General features: G+C 51.8%; 22 protein-coding genes. 13 read left to right on the top strand and 9 right to left on the bottom strand.

The features are described from left to right. The 6 genes from LCD46_11765 to LCD46_11740 all read left to right on the top strand — a co-directional run bounded on the left by LCD46_11765 (position 1) and on the right by LCD46_11740 (position 4,701). Positions 1 to 927, top strand: a complete 927-nt coding sequence (locus LCD46_11765) for an amino acid ABC transporter permease (GenBank protein UOY68797.1) — start codon at positions 1 to 3, stop codon at positions 925 to 927. Then, positions 911 to 1,684: an amino acid ABC transporter ATP-binding protein gene (locus LCD46_11760; protein UOY68796.1), complete on the top strand. Its 774-nt coding sequence runs from the start codon at positions 911 to 913 to the stop codon at positions 1,682 to 1,684. Before LCD46_11765 ends, LCD46_11760 begins: the two co-directional genes overlap by 17 nt. Before the next feature lie 9 nt (positions 1,685 to 1,693). Next, the gene (locus LCD46_11755) at positions 1,694 to 2,581 is read left to right on the top strand and encodes an ABC transporter substrate-binding protein (protein ID UOY68795.1); all 888 of its coding nucleotides are present in this window, start codon (positions 1,694 to 1,696) and stop codon (positions 2,579 to 2,581) included. Positions 2,582 to 2,630: 49 nt separating this feature from the next. Next, positions 2,631 to 3,248 carry a glutathione S-transferase family protein gene (locus tag LCD46_11750; protein UOY68794.1) on the top strand — a complete coding sequence of 206 codons (618 nt, stop codon included), beginning with the start codon at positions 2,631 to 2,633 and terminating at the stop codon, positions 3,246 to 3,248. A gap of 37 nt (positions 3,249 to 3,285) precedes the next feature. Further along, positions 3,286 to 3,516 carry a tautomerase PptA gene (gene pptA / locus LCD46_11745; GenBank protein ID UOY68793.1) on the top strand — a complete coding sequence of 77 codons (231 nt, stop codon included), beginning with the start codon at positions 3,286 to 3,288 and terminating at the stop codon, positions 3,514 to 3,516. A 183-nt stretch (positions 3,517 to 3,699) separates the two neighbouring features. Then, entirely contained in the window at positions 3,700 to 4,701 is a 1,002-nt protein-coding gene (locus LCD46_11740) for an LpxL/LpxP family Kdo(2)-lipid IV(A) lauroyl/palmitoleoyl acyltransferasee (protein UOY68792.1), read from the top strand. A 47-nt stretch (positions 4,702 to 4,748) separates the two neighbouring features. Here the strand turns inward: LCD46_11740 and LCD46_11735 are convergent, their stop codons facing one another. Beyond that, positions 4,749 to 6,434 (bottom strand): NAD-dependent malic enzyme, encoded by a 1,686-nt coding sequence (locus tag LCD46_11735; protein ID UOY68791.1) that lies wholly within the window; start codon positions 6,432 to 6,434, stop codon positions 4,749 to 4,751. Positions 6,435 to 6,466: 32 nt separating this feature from the next. Further along, entirely contained in the window at positions 6,467 to 7,414 is a 948-nt protein-coding gene (locus tag LCD46_11730; GenBank protein UOY68790.1) for an AEC family transporter, read from the bottom strand. A 409-nt stretch (positions 7,415 to 7,823) separates the two neighbouring features. Here LCD46_11730 and LCD46_11725 point away from each other — a divergent pair, with 409 nt between their 5' ends. After that, the gene (locus LCD46_11725) at positions 7,824 to 9,149 is read left to right on the top strand and encodes a 2-hydroxycarboxylate transporter family protein (GenBank protein UOY68789.1); all 1,326 of its coding nucleotides are present in this window, start codon (positions 7,824 to 7,826) and stop codon (positions 9,147 to 9,149) included. Between the two features lie 34 nt (positions 9,150 to 9,183). On the opposite strand, the gene LCD46_11720 is transcribed toward LCD46_11725, so the two are convergent. Continuing rightward, entirely contained in the window at positions 9,184 to 9,645 is a 462-nt protein-coding gene (locus tag LCD46_11720) for a helix-turn-helix transcriptional regulator (protein UOY68788.1), read from the bottom strand. A gap of 60 nt (positions 9,646 to 9,705) precedes the next feature. Here LCD46_11720 and LCD46_11715 point away from each other — a divergent pair, with 60 nt between their 5' ends. Beyond that, complete coding sequence (locus LCD46_11715) at positions 9,706 to 9,942, top strand: tautomerase family protein (protein UOY68787.1); 237 nt, start codon at positions 9,706 to 9,708, stop codon at positions 9,940 to 9,942. 95 nt (positions 9,943 to 10,037) lie between these two features. Here the strand turns inward: LCD46_11715 and LCD46_11710 are convergent, their stop codons facing one another. Then, positions 10,038 to 11,516, bottom strand: a complete 1,479-nt coding sequence (locus LCD46_11710; GenBank protein ID UOY68786.1) for a PLP-dependent aminotransferase family protein — start codon at positions 11,514 to 11,516, stop codon at positions 10,038 to 10,040. Positions 11,517 to 11,664: 148 nt separating this feature from the next. Here LCD46_11710 and LCD46_11705 point away from each other — a divergent pair, with 148 nt between their 5' ends. Next, a complete protein-coding gene (locus LCD46_11705) occupies positions 11,665 to 12,120 on the top strand; it encodes a GNAT family N-acetyltransferase (protein UOY68785.1) in 456 nt (151 codons plus the stop codon). Between the two features lie 53 nt (positions 12,121 to 12,173). Here LCD46_11705 and LCD46_11700 read toward each other — a convergent pair whose 3' ends face one another. Next, positions 12,174 to 12,473, bottom strand: a complete 300-nt coding sequence (locus tag LCD46_11700) for a helix-turn-helix domain-containing protein (protein ID UOY68784.1) — start codon at positions 12,471 to 12,473, stop codon at positions 12,174 to 12,176. 159 nt (positions 12,474 to 12,632) lie between these two features. Between LCD46_11700 and fusA the strand changes: the two genes are divergently transcribed. Then, positions 12,633 to 14,735 (top strand): elongation factor G, encoded by a 2,103-nt coding sequence (fusA, locus tag LCD46_11695; GenBank protein ID UOY68783.1) that lies wholly within the window; start codon positions 12,633 to 12,635, stop codon positions 14,733 to 14,735. Positions 14,736 to 14,814: 79 nt separating this feature from the next. On the opposite strand, the gene LCD46_11690 is transcribed toward fusA, so the two are convergent. After that, positions 14,815 to 15,240, bottom strand: a complete 426-nt coding sequence (locus LCD46_11690; protein UOY68782.1) for a YbjP/YqhG family protein — start codon at positions 15,238 to 15,240, stop codon at positions 14,815 to 14,817. Here LCD46_11690 and LCD46_11685 point away from each other — a divergent pair. After that, positions 15,231 to 15,446 (top strand): hypothetical protein, encoded by a 216-nt coding sequence (locus LCD46_11685; protein UOY68781.1) that lies wholly within the window; start codon positions 15,231 to 15,233, stop codon positions 15,444 to 15,446. The two genes, LCD46_11690 and LCD46_11685, sit on opposite strands and share 10 nt — an antisense overlap. Positions 15,447 to 15,586: 140 nt before the next feature. Here the strand turns inward: LCD46_11685 and LCD46_11680 are convergent. Then, positions 15,587 to 16,707, bottom strand: a protein-coding gene (locus tag LCD46_11680) for an IS3-like element ISSen4 family transposase (GenBank protein UOY68780.1) whose coding sequence is annotated in 2 segments (ribosomal slippage) — positions 15,587 to 16,449 and positions 16,449 to 16,707 — 1,122 coding nt in all. Because the reading frame shifts where the segments join, the coding sequence is not laid out codon by codon here. A 246-nt stretch (positions 16,708 to 16,953) separates the two neighbouring features. Further along, complete coding sequence (locus LCD46_11675) at positions 16,954 to 17,526, bottom strand: flavin reductase family protein (GenBank protein UOY68779.1); 573 nt, start codon at positions 17,524 to 17,526, stop codon at positions 16,954 to 16,956. A 108-nt stretch (positions 17,527 to 17,634) separates the two neighbouring features. On the opposite strand from LCD46_11675, the gene nhoA reads away from it, so the two are divergent. After that, complete coding sequence (gene nhoA / locus LCD46_11670) at positions 17,635 to 18,480, top strand: N-hydroxyarylamine O-acetyltransferase (GenBank protein ID UOY68778.1); 846 nt, start codon at positions 17,635 to 17,637, stop codon at positions 18,478 to 18,480. Positions 18,481 to 18,517: 37 nt separating this feature from the next. Here the strand turns inward: nhoA and LCD46_11665 are convergent, their stop codons facing one another. Then, positions 18,518 to 19,447: a LysR family transcriptional regulator gene (locus LCD46_11665; protein UOY68777.1), complete on the bottom strand. Its 930-nt coding sequence runs from the start codon at positions 19,445 to 19,447 to the stop codon at positions 18,518 to 18,520. Positions 19,448 to 19,601: 154 nt separating this feature from the next. On the opposite strand from LCD46_11665, the gene LCD46_11660 reads away from it, so the two are divergent. Continuing rightward, positions 19,602 to 20,690: a 4-oxalomesaconate tautomerase gene (locus tag LCD46_11660; protein UOY68776.1), complete on the top strand. Its 1,089-nt coding sequence runs from the start codon at positions 19,602 to 19,604 to the stop codon at positions 20,688 to 20,690. Positions 20,691 to 20,733 lie beyond the last annotated feature (43 nt).

The raw sequence follows: 20,733 nt of genomic DNA, 5'->3' as shown, positions 1-20,733 counted from the left end.
ATGAGCAACGTTGAAACCATTAAGGTGGTCCCGGCGCGTTATCCGCTGCGGGCCGTTGGTGCCGCGGTAGCGCTGTTTGTGCTGGCGGGCGTGATTCAGTCCGTAGCCTTTAACCCGCGCTGGGAGTGGGCAGTGTTCGCCCGCTGGTTCTTTGACCCGGTGATCCTTGAAGGTGTAGGGCAAACGCTTCTGCTGACGCTGATCGGCACCGCGCTGAGCGTGGTGATTGGCGGCATGCTGGCCCTGGCGAGACTTTCTTCATCCTGGCTGTTGAGCAGCCTGGCGTGGGGTTACATCTGGCTGTTTCGATCGTTACCGCTGATCGTGGTGCTGATCATCCTGTACAACTTTTCCTATCTCTACGACACACTCTCGCTCGGCGTGCCGTTCACCGGCATCACCTGGGGCAGCTTTGAAACCATCAACGTGCTGGGGCAGTTTTCCACTGCGGTAGTGGGGTTAACCCTCGTTCAGAGCGCCTATACCGCAGAGATTATTCGCGGCGGATTTCTCGGCGTTGACCACGGGCAATATGAAGCTGCCGCTGCGCTTGGTCTGCCTGCATGGCGACGCACGGTGCGCATCATTTTGCCCCAGGCACTGCGCACCATTCTGCCGTCGGGATTCAATGAAATCATCAGTCTCGCCAAAGGTACGGCGATGGTTTATGTCCTGGCGATGCCGGAACTGTTTTATACCATTCAGATGATCTACAACCGTACGCAGGAGGTGATCCCTCTGCTGATGGTGGGGGCTGCCTGGTATCTGGTGATTACCACCGTTTTGTCCGCTATACAGCATGTCGTTGAGCGCGGTCTTGCCCGCAGCGAACGCCGTTCTGCCGTTAATCAGAACCGTGCGGCCAGCCGTACCCGGTCTGTTACCACCTCGCCAGCACAGGAGCCCATCCATGCAAGCCTCTCCTGAAGGACACATTTCCATTACCGGAGTCAGTAAGTTTTTTGGCCGCCACAAAGCGCTCGACAACGTCACGCTTGAGATCCCTCCGGGATCGGTCACGGTGATCCTCGGGCCGTCCGGCTCGGGTAAATCGACCCTTTTACGCACCATTAACCATCTGGAGCGAGTCGACGAGGGTTTTATCCAGATCGACGGGGATTACATTGGCTACCGCCGTCAGGGAGACAAACTCTACGAGCTGAAGGAGAAAGAGATCCTCAAACAGCGTGTCAACGTGGGCTACGTGTTCCAGAACTTCAATCTCTTTCCGCATCTCACGGTGCTGGAAAATTTAATTGAGGCACCTGTCGCGCATAAGAAACTCAGCAAAAAAGAGGCGGTAGAGCACGCCTGGAGCCTGCTTGACGTCGTGGGTTTACGCGATAAAGCGGATGCCTGGTCGCGTCACCTCTCCGGCGGTCAGCAGCAGCGCATTGCCATTGCTCGTGCACTGGCGTTACGTCCTCGCGTGATGCTGTTTGATGAACCCACCTCGGCTCTCGACCCGGAGCTGGTGGGCGAAGTACTGGACGTGATCAAAAAACTGGCCCGATCCGGCACTACGCTGGTGGTGGTGACCCACGAGATTGGTTTTGCCCGGGAAGTGGCGGATCAGGTGGTGTTTATGGTCGACGGTAAAATTGTGGAGCAGGGCAGCAGTGACGAGGTTTTAAACCGTCCGTCGCACCCGCGAACGCGCCAGTTTCTGTCAAAAGTGCTGTAAGGAGCGCAGATGAAATATGGACTTCTGGTGGGGCTGATCTTTTCGGCTGCCAGCCACGCCAGCTTAGATTTAACAGCAAACGAGCGACCTCTGCCGGTAACGGTCGATCCCCAGGCGGTGGCAAAGATACCTGCGGATTATACGTTCGTTGAACCGGGAACACTGACGGTGGCCATTTCGGCGCTGAACTCTCCGCCGCTGGCGCTGCTTGCCAGCGATAATCGAACGCGGATTGGCAGCGATCCGGATATTGCTCGTCTGCTGGCGGGCAGTCTGGGGCTAAAACTGAAGCTGGTCCCCACGGCGTGGGAAGACTGGCCGCTGGGGATCACCTCCGGGCGCTATGATGTGGCGCTGGTGAATATTGCGGTAACCGAGCAGCGGAAAGAGAAATTTGATTTTGCGACCTATCGCGTCGATTCACTGGCCTTTTCGGTGAAATCCACGAGCGAGATTCAGTCAATCAAAAGTGCGGAAGATCTGGCAGGGAAAAAGGTGATCGTTGGCTCTGGCACGAATCAGGAACGTATTCTGCTGGGCTGGAACGAAGAGAACAAAAAGGCAGGGCGTGAACCTGCGCTACCGGTCTATCTGACCGACGATGCCTCGGGCAATCTCTATATTCAGTCCGGCAGGGCAGATGTCTTTTTTGGGCCGCAGTCGGTGTCGGCGTATAAAGCTGCACTGACCGGCAAAACCCGCGTGGTCGGTTTAGGGCCGAAAAAAGCCTGGGTCGCCACCACGACCAAAAAAGGGAATCAGCTGGTTTATGCTCTGCAAGCCGCACTGGACGGGGCAATTAAGCGGGGAGATTACCAGAAGGTGCTGGCGCGCTGGGGAGAGCAGGGCGAAGCAGTGGAGCGCTCCGAGGTCAACCCCCCTGGGATAACCTACTAACCTACTAAAGGTGCTCTACACTTAGGGTTTTTATCCCTGAGGGGGCAACATGATTAAACTCTATGGCGTACCCGGCTGGGGCTCGGCAATCAGTGAAGTGATGCTAACCCTGGCTGATATCCCTTATCAATTTATCAACGTGGACGGGTTTGACCAGCCCGGTCCGCAGCGTGAGCTGTTGCACAAGCTGAACCCGCTGTGCCAGGTGCCCACGCTGGAGCTGGAAAATGGGACCATCATGACAGAAACCGCGGCGATTGCTCTGATGGTACTCGATAAATGTCCCGAGCTTGCTCCACCTCCAGAACAGGCCGAACGCCAGCAGTTTCAGCGTTTACTGATCTGGTTTGTCGCCAATGTTTACCCCACCTTCACGTATGCCGATTACCCCGAGCGCTGGGCGCCAGATGCGCCGGAGCAGCTGCAGAAAAATTGCATTGAGTACCGTAAATCGCTCTATCAGTGGTTCGACGGTCAACTCAAGGCGAGCCCTTATGCGCTGGGTGAACGCCTGACGCTGCTTGATGTGTATATTGTGGTCACGCGCACCTGGGGGCCTCGTCATGAATGGTTTGCCGCGAATACCCCGAAGATAACAGCGATTGCGGACACGGTTACTCAGCTTCCGAAACTGCACAAGGTGTTAAAGGCAAACAATATTATCTGATAACGTGGAACCCTGGCTCATAACTGGAAACCTGCACATGCCACATGTAGATATCAAATGTTTTCCCCGCGATTTGAACGACGAACAAAAAACTGCGCTGGCGGCGGATATTGCCGACGTCATCATTCGCCATTTCAACAGCAAAGACAGTTCCGTGTCGGTTGCGCTGAACCAGGTAGCGCCGGAAGACTGGAAAGCCCAGGTCTGGGATACCGAGATAGGTCCGAAGCTGGATGAGCTGATTAAGAAGCCAGGGTATTCGATGTAAATCTTTTGCCGGGGAGCGGATAAGTCCTCCCCGGCTCAACTTCCCGTTTTTCGCAAAAAACGATAAAAATGCGTTTTGTCTTATCCGCTACACTTAACGTTTCTGACTGACTTATTATTAATCCTTAGGAAAGATCTCCAACAGAATCAATTAAGGACAGACACGTTAAAGGATAATTTTCTGATGACAAAATTACCCCGTTTTTCATTCGCCTTTCTTCATCCCCGTTACTGGCTAAGCTGGGCAGGCATTGCCGCGCTGTGGCTTATCATGCTGCTCCCTTATCCGCTTCTGTTCAGAATTGGTCATGGTCTTGGTCGACTGGCGATGCGCTTGCTTCCCCGCCGCGTCGAAATTGCCCGCCGCAACCTTGAGCTTTGTTTCCCGGAGATGAAAAAGGCGGAGCGAGAGTCATTGCTGCAGCGTAATTTTGAATCGGTAGGAATGGGGGTGATTGAAACCGGAATGGCATGGTTCTGGCCTGCGTGGCGGGTTAAGAAATGCTTTACCGTTAGGGGCTATGAGCACATGGAAATGGCGCGGGCGAAAGGTAATGGCGTGGTGCTGGTGGGAATGCATTTTCTCACACTTGAGCTGGGCGCGCGGATATTTGGCATGCTCAACCCCGGTATTGGCGTATATCGTCCTAATAATAATGCCCTGCTGGACTGGCTACAGACGCGAGGGCGTCTGCGTTCCAATAAATCTATGCTCGATCGTCATGATTTAAAAGGCATGATCCGCTCGCTGAAGCAGAATGAAATTTTGTGGTATGCCCCGGATCATGACTATGGCAAAACCAATAGCGTCTTTGTGCCGTTCTTTGCGGTTCCGGATGCCGCGACGACCGCTGGAAGCTATATGCTGGTCAAAAGCGCTAAGCCCGCCGTCATTCCCTTTGTGCCGCGACGCAGGGTGGATGGCAGCGGTTATGAACTGATTATTCTGGAGGATATCAGCGAGGCGTTGCAGGGGGGAGATAAAGAATCTGTTGCGACGCAAATGAACAGAGCGATCGAACAAGCGGTACGCATGGCACCAGAACAGTATATGTGGCTGCACCGGCGCTTCAAAACCCGCCCGGAGGGGGTGCCGGACCGATATGCGCGTGCAAAAGACGTGACGTCCTCCGTTAATATCTTATCCGCTGAAGAGATTTCTGAGCGGTCTGGCATACAGCACTGAGGCAAAAAACCATGCCCTCACTCTTGTGGTGAGGGCATAAATATCCCCTACAGGGCAGACCTGCGATAAGGTGCGTAATCTGCTTGCCACCAGGTCTGCTCGATGCGCGCCAGCAAGATTTCGTTGTCTATCGACGGGGCGACGCCCTGATCAATCGCCGCACGGGCAACGGCGAGGGCAATCTGGCGTGACACCGTTTCAATGCGATCGACCGGCGGCAACAAGCCCCCTTTCTCGGTGGTAACCAGTGGAGACTGCGCGGCCAGGCTGCGGCTTGCCGCCATCAACATCTCTTCCGTCACACGGCGGGCGTTGCTGGCCAGGATCCCTAGCCCCAGACCCGGGAAAATATAGGCGTTGTTACACTGGGCGATGTCGTACTGCTCGTTTTGCCAGAACACCGGGGCAAACGGGCTACCGGTGGCCACCAGTGCGGCACCCTGGGTCCACGCGATAAGATCCTGTGGCTGCGCCTCTGCCCGTGATGTCGGGTTCGAGAGCGGCATGATAATAGGGCGCGGGCAGTGCCGATGCATCTCTTTCACAATTTCTTCACTGAAGAGTCCTGGCTGGCCTGAAACGCCGATCATCACCGTCGGATGTGCATTTTTTACCACTTCCAGCAGGGAGATATTATTGGCTTCTACCTGCCAGTGGCTAATCGCATCACGCGCGGTGAGAAGGTTTTTCTGGAAGTCGAGCAGGTTGGTCATATCGTCGGTCAGCAAGCCAAAGCGGTCGACCATAAAGATCCGGCTGCGGGCTTCGGACTCTGTCAGGCCGTCATCAACCATCAGGGCCACAATTTTTTCTGCTATTCCGCATCCGGCGGAACCGCTGCCCAGGAAGACCACACGCTGATCGCGAATGCGTGTACCCGCTGCATGGGCTGCCGCAATCAGCGTACCTGCGGTGACGGCTGCCGTTCCCTGAATGTCATCATTGAAGCAGCACAGCTGGTCGCGGTATCGCTGGAGCAGTTTAGTGGCGTTTTTCTGCGCGAAGTCTTCAAACTGCAGAAGAACATTTGGCCAGCGTGCTTTGACGGTGCTGACAAACATATCCATAAATTCAGCATATTGATCGTCGCTGATGCGCGGATGGCGCCAGCCCATATACATCGGGTCGTCCAGGTGCTGCTGATTATTCGTCCCGACATCCAGCATAATGGGCAGGGTGGAAGCCGGATGGATCCCCCCGCAGGCGGTATACAGCGACAGCTTACCAATCGGGATACCCATTCCACCGATACCCTGATCGCCAAGCCCCAGAATACGTTCCCCGTCAGTCACTACAATCACTCGAATATCGTTGCGCGAGAAACTTTGCAGCATCTCATCAATACGATGGCGGTTTGGCCATGAAATAAACAACCCGCGTGCCCGACGGTAAATGGTGGAGAAATGCTCGCAGGCTTCACCTACCGTCGGAGTATAGATAATTGGCAATGTCTCTTTCAGGTGCGAGCGTAAGAGATTGTAAAACAGGGTCTCATTGGTATCCTGAATATTACGCAGATACACATGACGGGAAATATCGCTTTTAAAATGACAGAATTGTACCCACGCGCGTTCCGTCTGCTCTTCAATGGTTTCAACGTTGTGAGGCAATAAACCATGCAGGTTGAAATTATCACGTTCTTCTTTTATGAACGCGAGACCTTTATTTAATAATGGGTTTTCCAGCAATACGGCCCCGTTATAGGGAGTGTACAGAACTTCTTTGCGAGACATGGTTAACTCCTGAATTTTTTAAATAAAACAGATTAAGAGATTAAATAGATCATAATGCCTTCAGTCAGTACGCCGACGGCAGTGCCAATTAATATGGAGGATGAGGCAGTATCAATATAGGTGTCGCTGCGTATGGCAAACATACCTGCGGCGATAGCGGAAGGCGTCGCACCAATAATAACAACCTGCTGGAGTAAGGTATGGCTAAGACCAAATGCGATACCGGCTACGGCCATGATGGCGGGTTGAATGAGGTTTTTAATACTGATATTGGTAAATGTCTGCACATTCAATTTTGGACGTTCACCGTAAAATAACAGGCCGAGAGCAAACAGCGACAGTCCACCGGAGACTTTGCCAACCATCTCAATGGGCATACTGAGAATTGACGGGATCTGTACGCCAGCCAGGCTGAGCAATACACCGGAAACGGGTATCCAGACGATAGGATTACGTGCCGCTTTGATGAGGTTTTGTATCACCATCGCTCCAGGATGCAGCGATTCCAGACCATCATGACTGTTCTTATCTCCCATACGAATCAGGACGATAGTCAACGGGATCATGATAACGCTGGTGATGATATTGCCGATCAGTACGCCAATGAATCCTTCTGGCCCAATCAACACAGCAAGCACGGGTGCCCCAAAGTAGGCCATATCCGGAAAGGCACAAACCAGAGACTGAATGGCACTGGTTTTTATATCGTGACGAAAAACAAAACGTGAAATAAATAATGTCAATAAATACGAACCCATTAAACCGACAACCAGGACCGCCATAAACGTCAGGTTCTTAATTTTGCTCGGGTCGGTATGCAATGCGCCAATAAAAAGATGAAAGGGAAGTGCAAAACGAATCACCACTGTCGCCATAACGTTTGCATCTTCACGTCGGGAATACCCGAGTTTCCCGCTTAACCACCCAAGCAGCATTATAAAGACGAGCGGAAACAGCGACTGTAATAGTAATGAAGGCATAGTATTTCCTGTAGGGTATTTTATGTGTTTTGTTGCAGCGCTAATCTAGCGGTTAGATAGCACGGTAAGAGTGACAATGGTCACACTCTCTCTGGTTTTATTAATTTCAAAATGATTGCGTTAGTTGGATAAGTAATAGGGGTGGCAAAAATTGATTAGGCACAAGAAAACAGCAATGCCTGTCTAAAATAACTTTAGTTACTTAATGATGAATAAAGTTATTTAACGGGAAAGGGTTGTATTGTTCACACTTCTTTCAGGCCCCGCATGTTATTTTTTACACTGAGCCTGTTTTTAGAAAAGGCCACGTAAGTCTTTAATTGATATTAAATAACATTTATCCGTATTGGAATAATTCCGTGTTTATTCCTTTTCTTTGCATATCCGAACACAATTATCAGGTGATTATATGAAAGATAATCCTGTACCGACTTCTGAGTTGTCGTCCACGCGTTTTGCCTTTGGGCTTTACAATACCGAGGTTGGCGCAGTCCCGTTGATGCTATTCGTCGGGATCGCTGCCATTGTGGCGACCTCTGCCTGGGCAGGCTTGCTGCCGAAAAATATGATCGGCGGACTCGCAGTCATCATGACCCTTGGTTTTGCGTTTGCGAAAGTGGGGCGGCAAATCCCGTTGCTGAAAGACATCGGCGGCCCGGCAATCCTGTGTCTGATGGTCCCCTCCGTACTGGTCTATTTTGGTGTCTTCGAAAAACACACGCTGGATACGGTGCATCTGTTGATGAAAGAGGCAAATCTGCTCTATTTCGTCATCGCCTGTCTGGTGGTAGGGAGCATTCTGGGAATGAACCGGATACTGCTTATCCAGGGGATGATGCGCATGTTTATCCCGCTGGTGGCCGGGACTTTCATGGCGGTACTGAGCGGGCTCATCGTGGGTTCACTGTTTGGCTATACCCCGTACCACACGTTCTTTTTTATCATCGTGCCGATCATTGGTGGCGGGATTGGTGAGGGGATTTTGCCGTTGTCCCTGGCCTATTCGGCAATCCTTGGTCATACGCCGGACGTCTATGTTGCTCAACTGGCGCCTGCCGCGGTGGTGGGGAATATCTTCGCCATTATTTGTGCAGGCTCGCTGGCGCGTCTGGGAATGAAACGTCCTGCATTGTCGGGTAATGGCATGTTAACCCGTAGCAAAGAAGACAGCAGCCTCTTTGCGGGCGCGGACAGTGCTCAGCAGACAGATTTCCATCTGATGGGAGGCGGGTTACTGATGGTGTGCGCATTTTTCATCGTCGGAGGGTTGTTTGAAAAACTGGTACACATTCCCGGTCCGGTGCTGATGATCCTGATAGCCGTACTGTGTAAATACTTTAAGGTGATCCCGGCCTCAATGGAGCAGGGCGCACACAGTTGCTATAAATTCGTCTCGGCTGCGCTCGTCTGGCCACTGATGATTGGTCTGGGAATGTTATACGTGCCGCTTGAAAGCGTAGTGTCTGTCTTCTCAGTAGGCTACGTGGTGGTATGTGGTTCGGTGGTGATTGCGATGGCGCTGAGTGGCTATTTTATTGCCTCGCGTCTGAATATGTATCCTGTGGAAGCGGCCATTGTCACCTGCTGCCACAGTGGTCTGGGCGGGACAGGGGATGTGGCTATTTTGTCTGCCTCTAACCGAATGTCGCTCATGCCGTTTGCACAGATTGCCACCCGTATCGGCGGCGCATCGACGGTGATCATCGCCACGCTGCTGATGGGCTGGATTATGTAACGTAGCAGGGGTAAGCCGGGTAACACACCCGGGCTTACCCCTTTGTTGTCGGCACAATCTGAACATGGTTTTGTTTCACCTCATGACCCTGCGCATTCACATAACCAATATGCACCGGATCGCCGCTTTCTTTATCCACCAGGGTTAAATGCGGTGCGGTGTGTAAAACATGTTTGTGTCCCCATTCCATCAAAGATAAAAGCACCGGGGCAAGGGTGCGGCTTTTGTCGGTAAGCTGGTACTCATACCGTTCCCGTGCTCCCTCTTCCCGGTAAGGTATACGGGAAAGCAACCCCAGTTCTGTCATCAACTTTAAACGTGTCGCTAACGTCTGTTTCGCTATTCCGGTATGTATTCGCATGGTTTCGAAACGCGTCACACCGTAAAACGCCTCTCTCAGAATCAACAAAATCCATTGATCGCCCACGATTTTTGCCCCTTCAGCCAGACCGCACAGTTCTGGCGAGAGGTAAGGCAACAATTTATCTTTTGACACAGGATGTTTTCCTTTTTAATCTAAGTATGATTTTTAGACCTTGCTTATAGGGAGAATACAATGCCTTTTGTAAATGTACAAACGATTAAAGGGATCATGAATGCCGAGCAGAAGAGCGAGCTGTTGCGCCGTATGACGGACTTAATGGTGGAAATCGAAGGGAAAGGGGATCCGGAGTTCCGGCGCTCGGTCTGGATCCGTATTGATGAGCATGACCCGGAGCAATGGAGCCTGGGGGGATTACAGCCTACCGCTGAAATGATTGCGAAGAAATTCGCGTCGACGCAGGCGTCCTGATAAGAGGCCGGGAGGGACACAGTATCTCCCGGTGAAACCTTGTTTGCAGCCGGGTTCGCCCGCAATGAGTATCGACCGATGAACAGTCGACAGCTTCAAACAAGACGGAAAATTGCGGCCAGTTTTTTGACTGCGTCTTCTATTTCCCTCTCCGTATAAGCGGCAAAACCCATCAAAAAACCGCTGGTCAGGGGTTTGTCTGCATATAAACTGGTAAGCCCTAATATATCAACATTTGCGCGACGGGCGGCGGCGGCAATCTCCTTCTCGGAGATCCCGTGCCTGAGGTGACAAGGCATCTGCATTCCACCTGTTGGTATTACGCACTCAACATAATCAGAAAGATACTCATCCATCAGCCTGGCCAGTTTGTTGCGGCGAGTAACATAAACGCTCCGCATCTTGCGAATATAGGCACCAAAATGCCCTCCCTCCAAAAATTTCGCCAGCGTCAGTTGGGATATTGAGGCGGTATGGCCGTCCATTAATGTCCTGGCCATGGTCATCGACTCTACCAGTTCTGAGGGAACAATCATGTACGCAATACGTAGCCCGGGGAACAGGGACTTGGTGAAAGTCCCGATATAAATTGTCCGGTTGTAAGCATCAAGCCCCTGAAGACAGGCCATAGGCTTTCCTTCATAGTGAAACTCACTATCGTAGTCGTCCTCAATGATCCAGGCGGAGTGACGATTTGCCCAGTCAATGACAGCCAGGCGTCGGTCAAGAGAGAGCGTCACCCCGGTAGGATATTGATGAGAAGGGGTAAGGTAGATAGCCCTGGCAGGACTGGTCAGAGCATTCAGCGCGTCAATTGAGATGCCTTTATCGTCAAGAGGAACCGGAAGACAGTGCAGTCCGGCAGATTTAAACGCTTTGTATGCTCCTTGATAGCAGGGATCTTCAATGGCAATGCCATCCTCTGCGTCCATCAGCACGTGGGAACAGAGAGCAAGCGCCTGCTGAGAACTGGTCAGAATGATGATCTGTTCAGCCCTCGCACGCGTCCCGCGCTCAAGATTGACATATTCCGCGATTGCCCGCCGTAGGCGTTCCATGCCCTGCGGAGGGCTTTGCTCTAATATCTGGTGTTGATATTCCTTAAGAACCTGCCGCTGAAGTCGCTCCCAGGTTGGAATGGGAAACATGCGCGTCTCGGGGATACCCGGTGCCAGTGGGCGGGGCGAGGAAAATTCGCGGATCCCGCCACTTTCATAGATGATCTTTCCACGAGCGCTGAGTTTTGCCTTTCGTCTATCAGCGGCAGGATGCTGCTGCCGGGAATGCGGTTTTAAAAACCGTGCGCTGGAAGAGACAAAGCTTCCTCTGCCTGTTTGCCGCTCAATAAAACCTTCTGCATGCAGGCTGGAATAAGCTGCTTCAATCGTATCCCGGGAAACACTCAGTGAACTCGCCAGCGCGCGTGAAGCGGGAAGGGCCTTACCGTGAGATAAGATCCCTTCCAGTATCAGTGACCGTATTGCTCTCTGGATCCTTTCATGCAGGGGCAGCGATCCGTTGGAAGGATCAATAATCCATGCCTTAACCGTTTCAAGTTGTGCGTGCTTAAACATCTTTACCCACTCTCCCTCGTGTGGCCTCCATTATAAAACAACACGGCAAAATTGGTCTGCTTCACTTGCGAAAATTGGCGGGGCTAAACGTGCCATTTAGCGCATACACTCATCCCGAAACCGTGAATGAATAAACAAAGAGGTTGTTATGAATAATACGATTGTGACCATTGAGGCTGTTCAGGAAAGTGATTACGAGAGCTGGATGCCATTGTGGGGTAAATATCAAGAATTTTATAACGTTGATCTCTCCGGGGCAGTCACTCAGCGCACCTGGCAACGATTTTTCAGCCCCATTGAGCCACTATTTTGCTTAGTGGCAAGATATAACGGAGAGGTGGTGGGTTTTGCGCATTATCTTTTCCACCGTTCAACCTGGGCGGAGAGCGATTACTGTTATCTTGAAGATTTATATGTTTGCGATGCCGTCAGGGGCAAACACATTGGTAAACAGTTAATAGAATATGTTCAGCGAGAAGCGAGAAAACATCATGCGCGTCATCTTTACTGGCATACACATGAAACCAACTACCGCGGGCAACGATTGTATGACTGGGTCGCGAAAAAAAGCGGCATGATTGAATATCGTATGCACGTAAGATAAATCCCTTCGCTGACGTGATGCCCCCTCAAATGTTGACGGGGCGTTTCAAGCTATTATTTAGCCTGTAACAGTATGTCCATCAGTCCCGGGAAACGGGCATCGAGATCGTCTCTACGCAAAGAAATCATATTCTCTCGTCCCTGCTGACGTTGCCAGATCACTCCGCTGTCACGCAATACGCGCCAGTGATGTGTCATTGTGGACTTCACCACATCTTCCGGGCGTAGTGCGTTACAGCTTAGCTCGCAACCATCGGCCAGCCTGCGGATAATCGACAGCCTGAGCGGGTTGCCGAGGGCAAACAACACATTTTCCAGCAGTATCTGTTCTGTTTCGGGGTGGTTTTGGATCATCGTTTTCCTGCGTCTGGTGTCAGATTGAGCTATATCAACAATAGGTCAATCGTTAAAAAATAGTTCGATAATACTCGTACAATGGGACTATTATAGCAAACGAACGAATACACGACCATCCTGGTCGTCACAACCTGTCTTACTGACTAAGGAAATATTATGCCCCGACCCATCCCCCTCGAACGTTATCGCAACATCGGTATCTCCGCGCATATCGATGCCGGTAAAACGACCACCACCGAGCGCATCCTTTTTTACACCGGGATGAGCCACAAACTGGGTGAAGTACACGATGGCGCGGCAACAACTGACTGGATGGCGCAGGAGCAAGAGCGCGGGATCACCATTACGTCCGCGGCCGTGAGTTGCTTCTGGCCGGGTATGGACAGAGGGTTTGAACCGCACCGGATCAACATCATCGACACCCCGGGGCACGTGGATTTCACCATTGAGGTGGAACGTTCCATGCGTGTACTCGACGGTGCCGTGATGGTGTATGACTCCGTTGGCGGCGTTCAGCCGCAGTCCGAAACCGTCTGGCGTCAGGCGAATAAATATCACGTGCCGCGGCTGGCCTTCGTTAACAAAATGGACCGTCCGGGTGCCGATTTCTTCCGCGTCGTACGCATGATGCAGGAACGTCTGAAAGCGAACCCGGTACCGATTGTTATTCCGGTTGGCGCGGAGGAACACTTCACCGGCGTGGTGGATCTTATCAAAATGCGTACCATTTTGTGGGACGATGCCACCCAGGGCATGGTGTTCACCTATGCGCCCGTGCCGGATGATTTACTGAGTACCGCGAAGGAATGGCGGGAAAAAATGGTCTCTGCGGCGGCGGAAGCCAGCGATGAGCTCATGGATAAATATCTGGAAACCGGCGATCTGGACGAGGCGGAAATCATCAGAGGTCTGCGTATTCGCACTATCTCGGGTGAAATCCAGCCTATGCTGTGCGGCAGCGCGTTCAAAAACAAAGGTGTGCAGCGCATGCTCGATGCGGTCATTGAGTTGATGCCGTCACCACTGGATGTGCCAGCCATTGATGGCGTGGATGAAAAAGGCCAGCACGCTGAGCGTCATCCCAGTGATGATGAGCCGTTCTCCGCGCTGGCATTCAAACTGATGAGCGATCCGTACGTCGGGCAACTGACCTTTATCCGCGTTTACTCTGGCGTGCTGCGCAAAGGCGACGCGGTGTATAACCCGGTGAAAGGGAAGAAAGAGCGCATTGGGCGTATTGTGCTGATGCATGCCAACGATCGCCACGAGGTGGATGAACTGCGCGCCGGTGATATCGCGGCCTGCGTTGGGTTGAAAGATGTGACAACCGGTGACACGCTCACCGATCCGAATGCCGTCATCACGCTTGAACGCATGGAGTTTCCGGATCCGGTTATCTCCCTTGCTATCGAGCCGAAAACCAAAGGCGATCAGGAGAAAATGGGGATCGCGCTGCAGCGTCTGGCGGCGGAAGACCCCTCTTTCCGCCTGCATACTGACGAAGAGTCCGGCCAGACGATTATCTCCGGGATGGGTGAGTTACACCTTGAGATTATCGTCGACCGCATGAAGCGTGAGTTTGGCGTCGAGGCGAACATCGGTCGTCCACAGGTGACCTACCGGGAAACCTTGCGTAAAGCGGTGAAGGATATCGAAGGTAAGTTTGTCCGTCAGTCCGGCGGTAAAGGACAGTACGGTCATGTGGTACTGAGCCTTGAGCCGACTGAACCGGGCAGCGGATTTACGTTTGAAGATGCCACCAAGGGCGGCGTGGTGCCGCGCGAGTATATCCCGTCCGTTGAAAAAGGGCTTCGGGAAGCGATGAACAGCGGCGTGCTGGCGGGGTATCCGGTGGTCGATGTCAAAGCGACGCTGACGTTTGGTTCGTATCACGATGTCGACTCCTCGGAGATGGCGTTCCGCATGGCGGCGATCCTCGGATTTAAAGAGGGCGCTCGCAGGGCGGATCCGGTGATTCTTGAGCCGATCATGCATGTCGAGGTGGAAACACCGGAAGAGTACGCCGGCAACATTATGGGCGATCTCTCTTCTCGCCGTGGCATGGTGCAGGGGATGGAAGAGCAGTACGGAAGCCAGATTATTCGCGCTGACGTGCCGCTGGCAGAGATGTTTGGTTATGCCACCACGCTGCGCTCGATGTCACAGGGGCGTGCGACGTATACGATGGAGTTCCATCATTTTGCGGAAGCACCGCGAAATGTTGCGGATGAGATTATTTCACGACGTGCTAAGAGTTAATTAATTGCACATGGTAGTCGTTGGGCTACCATGTGTTTTTGCCTCTGCGGCAGGGGACATTTCCTTTCATACCACATTGTTACTTAATCAGCGTGGCGGAACGAACTTTCCATTTCCCTTTTTCCTGGACGAGACAATCAGCTACAACGTGATCTTGTTTCTTACCAAACGCGATATAGACGTTTGTGCAAACGGCATCAAAATCAGAATGTAAGACGGTTATCTGATCCCAGTCCTCATTCCAGTCCTGCGCTTTGATGAACATATCAGCATCTGGCATGTCTTTTTCGTTACTGTCGCCTGAGTACATTTCTTTAATTGCCGCAATTGTTTCTGATGCAACGTAATCATTCATGATGTCTGGATTGAGGACTGGTGCTTTGTCCTGATTCAACTGAGCGATATACCATTGATTGAATTTAAGCGCCGCCAGCCCTGGGGCATCGGTGCTATCAGCGACCGCGAACGGAGACACGGCAAAAAGAAAAAAGCAGAGTGTTTTCATTAGTCATGCCTGAAGAGTTCGTAATGGGGTTGTATGTTTCGGTAAGCCTGTCCTGGGTACATGGTGCGTTGTACAAAATCGCTGATCCACTGCTGACCATCGTAGATGCACACGTGTCCGCTATCGTGACCCACAATGTTTTGGATAACGGCTACGTCACCAGCATGAGGTTGATCATATATCAGGCGGAAGCCAGCGTTGACTAATGTCAGCCCCATGTCTTTTGCAAGACGCGTATTAAGGATTTTTAATCTTCCTCCGGATCTGATTGCTTCGGTGACGTAGTGAGCACAATTACCTGTGCTCTTCGGTTGGGCTGACCTGCCCCCACGATTAGATACAACACTCAGTTAGTAACGTCGGAATCTTCATTCTCAGAATGACCCTTTCTCCAGCCCGCTGCAAATTCAGACGGTGTCTGATAATTCAGCGTGGAGTGCGGGCGGCATTCGTTATAATCCTGCCGCCAGTCATTAATAATTTTCCTGGCATGAACGATATCGCTGAACCAGTGCTCATTCAAACATTCATCGCGAAATCGTCCGTTAAAGCTCTCAATAAATCCGTTCTGCGTTGGCTTGCCCGGCTGGATTAAGCGCAACTCAACACCATGCTCAAAGGCCCATTGATCCAGTGCACGGCAAGTGAACTCCGGCCCCTGGTCAGTTCTTATCGTCGCCGGATAGCCTCGAAACAGTGCAATGCTGTCCAGAATACGCGTGACCTGAACGCCTGAAATCCCAAAGGCAACAGTGACCGTCAGGCATTCCTTTGTGAAATCATCGACGCAGGTAAGACACTTGATCCTGCGACCGGTGGAAAGTGCGTCCATGACGAAATCCATCGACCAGGTCAGATTGGGCGCCGCCGGACGGAGCAGCGGCAGACGTTCTGTTGCCAGCCCTTTACGACGTCTTCTGCGTTTTACGCCCAGGCCACTGAGGTGATAAAGCCGGTACACGCGCTTATGATTAACATGAAGCCCTTCACGGCGCAGCAACTGCCAAATACGACGGTAGCCAAAACGCCTGCGCTCCAGTGCCAGCTCAGTGATGCGCCCTGATAAATGCGCATCAGCAGCCGGACGGTGAGCCTCATAGCGGCAGGTCGACAGGGATAAACCTGTAAGCCTGCAGGCACGACGTTGCGACAGACCGGTCGCATCACACATCAACATCACGGCTTCCCGCTTCTGGTCTGTCGTCAGTACTTTCGCCCAAGAGCCACCTGAAGCGCCTCTTTATCCAGCATGGCTTCGGCAAGCAGCTTCTTGAGTCTGGCGTTCTCTTCCTCAAGCGACTTCAGGCGCTTAACTTCAGGCACCGCCATACCGCCATACTTCTTACGCCAGGTGTAAAACGTGGCATCGGAAATGGCATGCTTGCGGCAGAGTTCACGGGCGGGTACCCCAGCTTCGGCTTCGCGGAGAATACTGATGATCTGTTCGTCGGAAAAACGCTTCTTCATGGGGATGTCCTCATGTGGCTTATGAAGACATTACTAACATCGGGGTGTACTAATCAACGGGGAGCAGGTCAGGGCGTGTGATCGGGCATATGAGATTGCGCCATATTTATTCCATGACATTGATATTTCCTTATTGAGAGATCGCTAATGCAACAGCCCTGGAAATATCCTCCGTTTTACCACGTCATGGTAAACTTAAAATGCCATAAAAATTTAATATAATTCAGCAGGATATAATTAATTAAATCAATCCAGCGCCTTCACTATCTTCCCGCTAGCCACAAACGTCCCCGCACCAAGATGATGCAGCGTATTCAGCTTATCTCCGTCAAACTGCCAGCGTCCGGCGAAGAACGCGCGTTCATCGGCTGCGGCAGAAACCACTTCACCAAACAGCGTGTCATATTTTTCAGCCGCTGCGGTCACCGGGAGTAAACGACACTCCATCCAGGCCAGACATTTTTCTTCAATGACGGGCAAACCGAGTTCCGGACCGTTCACTACCGGGATCCCGTAGCAGTTAAATTTGTCTTCATCGCGCCCACTAACGCTACCGACCGCCCAGGTCCAGTTGGCAGCCGCCACGCCGGGGATAACGATGCCGAACATCCCACTGCGTTCAATCAGCTCACGTGACCAGGTACTTTTATCCACGACGATCGCGATACGCGGCGGTTCAAACTCAACGGGCATTGACCATGCGGCGGCCATAACGTTGCGTCTGTCGAGGCTTTCATCCCGACTGGTGATAAGCACAGTAGGGCCGTGGTTCAGCAGACGGCTGGCATGATGTAATTCAACGGGGCGAAAGTAGCTCATAGGGTCTCCTCATGTACAACGATGAGTATGACGAAAAAGCACGTAAATCAAAGTGGGCGCGTAGAATTAGTTTATAAACAAAACATCACTATCAAAGGAAACTGATGCATGTCCCCATTTCTGACTGCCTATTTCGCCCGTATCGGCTGGAATCAACCGACCGGGGTTAATATCGACACTCTGCGCGCGCTGCATTTACACCACAACTGTGCGATCCCTTTCGAGAATATTGATGTCGTCCTGCCGCGTGAAATCCATCTTGACGATCGGTGTCTGGTCGACAAACTGCTAACAGCGCGACGTGGGGGATATTGTTTTGAGCAAAATGGCTTATTCGAACGGGTGCTGCGCGAAGTCGGTTTTACGGTACGCAGTGTGCTCGGGCGCGTGGTATTAGCGAATCCACCACAAATGCCGCCGCGAACACACCGCCTGCTGCTGGTTGAGCTTAACGGTGAGCGCTGGATTGCGGACGTAGGCTTTGGCGGACAGACGCTGACGGCGCCGATTCGGTTGCTCGCTAACGAAGAACAGACAACGCCGCACGGGGCGTATCGTTTGCTGAGCGAGGGCAATGACTGGGTATTGCAGTTCCGGCACCACGAGCACTGGCAGTCGATGTACCATTTTGATCTGACGACGCAATATTTCAGTGATTATGTCATGGGCAACTTCTGGTCAGCACACTGGCCGCAGTCGCATTTCCGTCATCATTTGCTGATGTGCCGCCACTTGCCGGACGGTGGCAAGCTGACGCTGACCAACTTCAACTTTACCCACTGGCAGAATGGCCATGTGGAGGAGCAGATCCATCTTCCTGATGCTGCGGCGCTGTATCAACTGATGCAGACGCGTTTTGGGTTGGGTATTGATGATCCTAAGCACGGCTTTTCACTGGCGGAACTGACAGCGGTGATGGCAGGGTTTGAAACACATCCACAGGCAGGGAAATAAGGTGAAAAGGGGCTAACGCCCCTTTGCCGCATAAGGCTTACAGCTGGGTAAACTTGCTGATCCACGGGCTGTTTTTTTCTCCAGACCACAGTTGAACAAGCATGTCTCTGAATTTTTCCGCCGCCGGGCTGAGAGGCGTTTCCCTGCGCTGTACAAGGCCTAACGTGCGCCGTATGACGGGTTCAATCAGCGGCCGGCTGACCAGAATATGATGCTCATCGGCCGGCATAGCCAGGCTGGGAACGACAGAGACCCCGAGACCCGCTTCCACCATCCCCAGTGACGTTGAAAGATGTCGAACCTCATAAAACCAGTTAGGCTTCCACGCCATTTTCTCAAACGCCTGATCGATAAGGGAACGGTTTCCGCTCGAACGCCTAACCCCAATCAGCTTCATTCCTGCCAGATCGTCCCATGTTACCAGCGGCTTTTTTGCCAGTTCATTGTCGCGGCGACATGCCAGAACAAAGGGTTCATTCACCAACGGCGCAAAATCGATATTTGGATGTGTGATGTTTATCATATTTATACCGAAATCTGCGTCGCCATTTAAAACGGCTTCGAGACAATCGCTGGCACTGTGCTCAAGTATGCGAATACGGATGTTTGGATAGGCATTGTTATAATCTCGTATCACTGAAGGCAGAAAATAGAACGCGGCAGTAGGGATACAGGAAACGGTAATAACACCTGCCTGATGTGTTGCCATCTCTTTAATACTCATGACTGAGCTTTCATAAAAATCTATTAAATTCTTTGCCTTAGGTAAAAACTCTCTGCCCACCGTCGTCAGCTTGACGCTGCGAGTGGAACGTTCAAACAGCGTGGTCCCCAGGCTCTCTTCCAGTTTCTGAATTCTGCGTGTTAAAGCAGGTTGTGAGATGTGAAGAAATTGCGATGCTTTTGTAAAACATCCAATTTCTGCAATTTTTACAAATGCTTGTATTCCCTGTAATTCATGCTGCATATCTGCACACCATTCTCGCTTTACCTTAACCATGCTAACGCAGGGGGTATTAATGTGCAAAGCGTATTAATCCTTCTTTTTTTGACATTAGAGTTATCAACTGGAGTGTGAAAACCTTATTGCGTTCCTGATAAAAACGAAATAAGAAAAAGACATGTTAAAGATCCCTTGCGTATTAATGCGTGGCGGTACGTCAAAAGGTCCCGTCATTCTGGCCAGCGACCTGCCGGCGGAAACCGAAGCGCGTGACGCGGTATTACTCAGCCTAATGGGCGCAGGCCATGAACTCGAAATTGACGGCATTGGTGGCGGAAGCCTACAAACCAGTAAGGTGGCGATCGTCAGTCCGTCCAACAGTCCGGACGCGGATGTAGATTACTTATTCGCACAGGTGATGGTGAACGAACGTCGTGTCGATACCACACCAAATTGCGGGAATATGCTCTGCGCCGTGGGGCCTTTTGCCATTGAAAAAGGGCTGGTGAAGGCGCAAAGCCCGGTGACGACGGTGCGTATCCGCAATCTCAACACTGGTACTCTGGTTGATGCTGAAGTTCAGACGCCAGACTATTGGGTTGAGTATGAAGGCGATACCCAAATCGACGGTGTGCCGGGTACAGCGGCACCGATTGGCTTAACGTTCCTGAATTCTGCGGGGTCTAAAACAGGGAAACTGCTGCCGACCGACAGCGTGACGGATGTATTCGATGGTATCGAAGTCACCTGTATTGATATGGCGATGCCGATGGTGCTGATTGAGGCATCAGCACTAGGGAAAACAGGAGGGGAGTCACCGGCAGAGTTAGATGCCGATCGTGAGTTTAAAGAAAGGCTGGAGAGGGTGCGGCGCCAGGCTGGCACGGCGATGGGATTAGGGGATGTATCGAACAAAGTGATCCCTAAACCGGTTCTCCTCAGTCGGGCATGTAAAGGCGGAACGCTCCAGGTTCGTTATTTCATGCCACATACATGCCATAAGTCGCTGGCCATTACCGGTTCGATCGGCATATCGACCGCGACGCTGATTGAGGGCTCAGTGGCCTTTAAAATCATCGCCGACCGTCCAAAGGGGTTATTTACCAATATTATTGATATTGAACACCCCTGCGGAAAAATATCCGTTTCATTATTGAGGGAGGGTGACAAAATCGAAAACACCCGTGCGGCTGTTATTCGTACTTCACGCAAGTTATTTGAAGGTGTTGTTTGTGTGCCTGAAAATATATTATCTGAAGTTGATTGATGAAAATATTAATCAAATAAACAACCAGCATTAAAAAAATTAC

Origin of the sequence: Enterobacter ludwigii (genome assembly GCA_023023105.1) — a bacterium.
Lineage (GTDB): Bacteria > Pseudomonadota > Gammaproteobacteria > Enterobacterales > Enterobacteriaceae > Enterobacter > Enterobacter adelaidei.
This window is presented reverse-complemented; position numbering and strand designations above follow the sequence as displayed.

Excerpts from the sequence above, each read along its gene's own strand:
- nhoA (UOY68778.1), top strand. The coding sequence starts at position 17,635 with ATGTCCCCATTTCTGACTGCCTATTTCGCCCGTATCGGCTGGAATCAA.
- LCD46_11715 (UOY68787.1), top strand. The coding sequence starts at position 9,706 with ATGCCTTTTGTAAATGTACAAACGATTAAAGGGATCATGAATGCCGAG.
- pptA (UOY68793.1), top strand. The coding sequence starts at position 3,286 with ATGCCACATGTAGATATCAAATGTTTTCCCCGCGATTTGAACGACGAA.
- LCD46_11705 (UOY68785.1), top strand. The coding sequence starts at position 11,665 with ATGAATAATACGATTGTGACCATTGAGGCTGTTCAGGAAAGTGATTAC.
- LCD46_11730 (UOY68790.1), bottom strand. The coding sequence starts at position 7,414 with ATGCCTTCATTACTATTACAGTCGCTGTTTCCGCTCGTCTTTATAATG.
- LCD46_11750 (UOY68794.1), top strand. The coding sequence starts at position 2,631 with ATGATTAAACTCTATGGCGTACCCGGCTGGGGCTCGGCAATCAGTGAA.
- LCD46_11755 (UOY68795.1), top strand. The coding sequence starts at position 1,694 with ATGAAATATGGACTTCTGGTGGGGCTGATCTTTTCGGCTGCCAGCCAC.
- LCD46_11665 (UOY68777.1), bottom strand. The coding sequence starts at position 19,447 with ATGCAGCATGAATTACAGGGAATACAAGCATTTGTAAAAATTGCAGAA.
- LCD46_11710 (UOY68786.1), bottom strand. The coding sequence starts at position 11,516 with ATGTTTAAGCACGCACAACTTGAAACGGTTAAGGCATGGATTATTGAT.
- LCD46_11675 (UOY68779.1), bottom strand. The coding sequence starts at position 17,526 with ATGAGCTACTTTCGCCCCGTTGAATTACATCATGCCAGCCGTCTGCTG.
- fusA (UOY68783.1), top strand. The coding sequence starts at position 12,633 with ATGCCCCGACCCATCCCCCTCGAACGTTATCGCAACATCGGTATCTCC.
- LCD46_11740 (UOY68792.1), top strand. The coding sequence starts at position 3,700 with ATGACAAAATTACCCCGTTTTTCATTCGCCTTTCTTCATCCCCGTTAC.
- LCD46_11700 (UOY68784.1), bottom strand. The coding sequence starts at position 12,473 with ATGATCCAAAACCACCCCGAAACAGAACAGATACTGCTGGAAAATGTG.
- LCD46_11725 (UOY68789.1), top strand. The coding sequence starts at position 7,824 with ATGAAAGATAATCCTGTACCGACTTCTGAGTTGTCGTCCACGCGTTTT.
- LCD46_11690 (UOY68782.1), bottom strand. The coding sequence starts at position 15,240 with ATGAAAACACTCTGCTTTTTTCTTTTTGCCGTGTCTCCGTTCGCGGTC.
- LCD46_11660 (UOY68776.1), top strand. The coding sequence starts at position 19,602 with ATGTTAAAGATCCCTTGCGTATTAATGCGTGGCGGTACGTCAAAAGGT.
- LCD46_11735 (UOY68791.1), bottom strand. The coding sequence starts at position 6,434 with ATGTCTCGCAAAGAAGTTCTGTACACTCCCTATAACGGGGCCGTATTG.
- LCD46_11760 (UOY68796.1), top strand. The coding sequence starts at position 911 with ATGCAAGCCTCTCCTGAAGGACACATTTCCATTACCGGAGTCAGTAAG.
- LCD46_11765 (UOY68797.1), top strand. The coding sequence starts at position 1 with ATGAGCAACGTTGAAACCATTAAGGTGGTCCCGGCGCGTTATCCGCTG.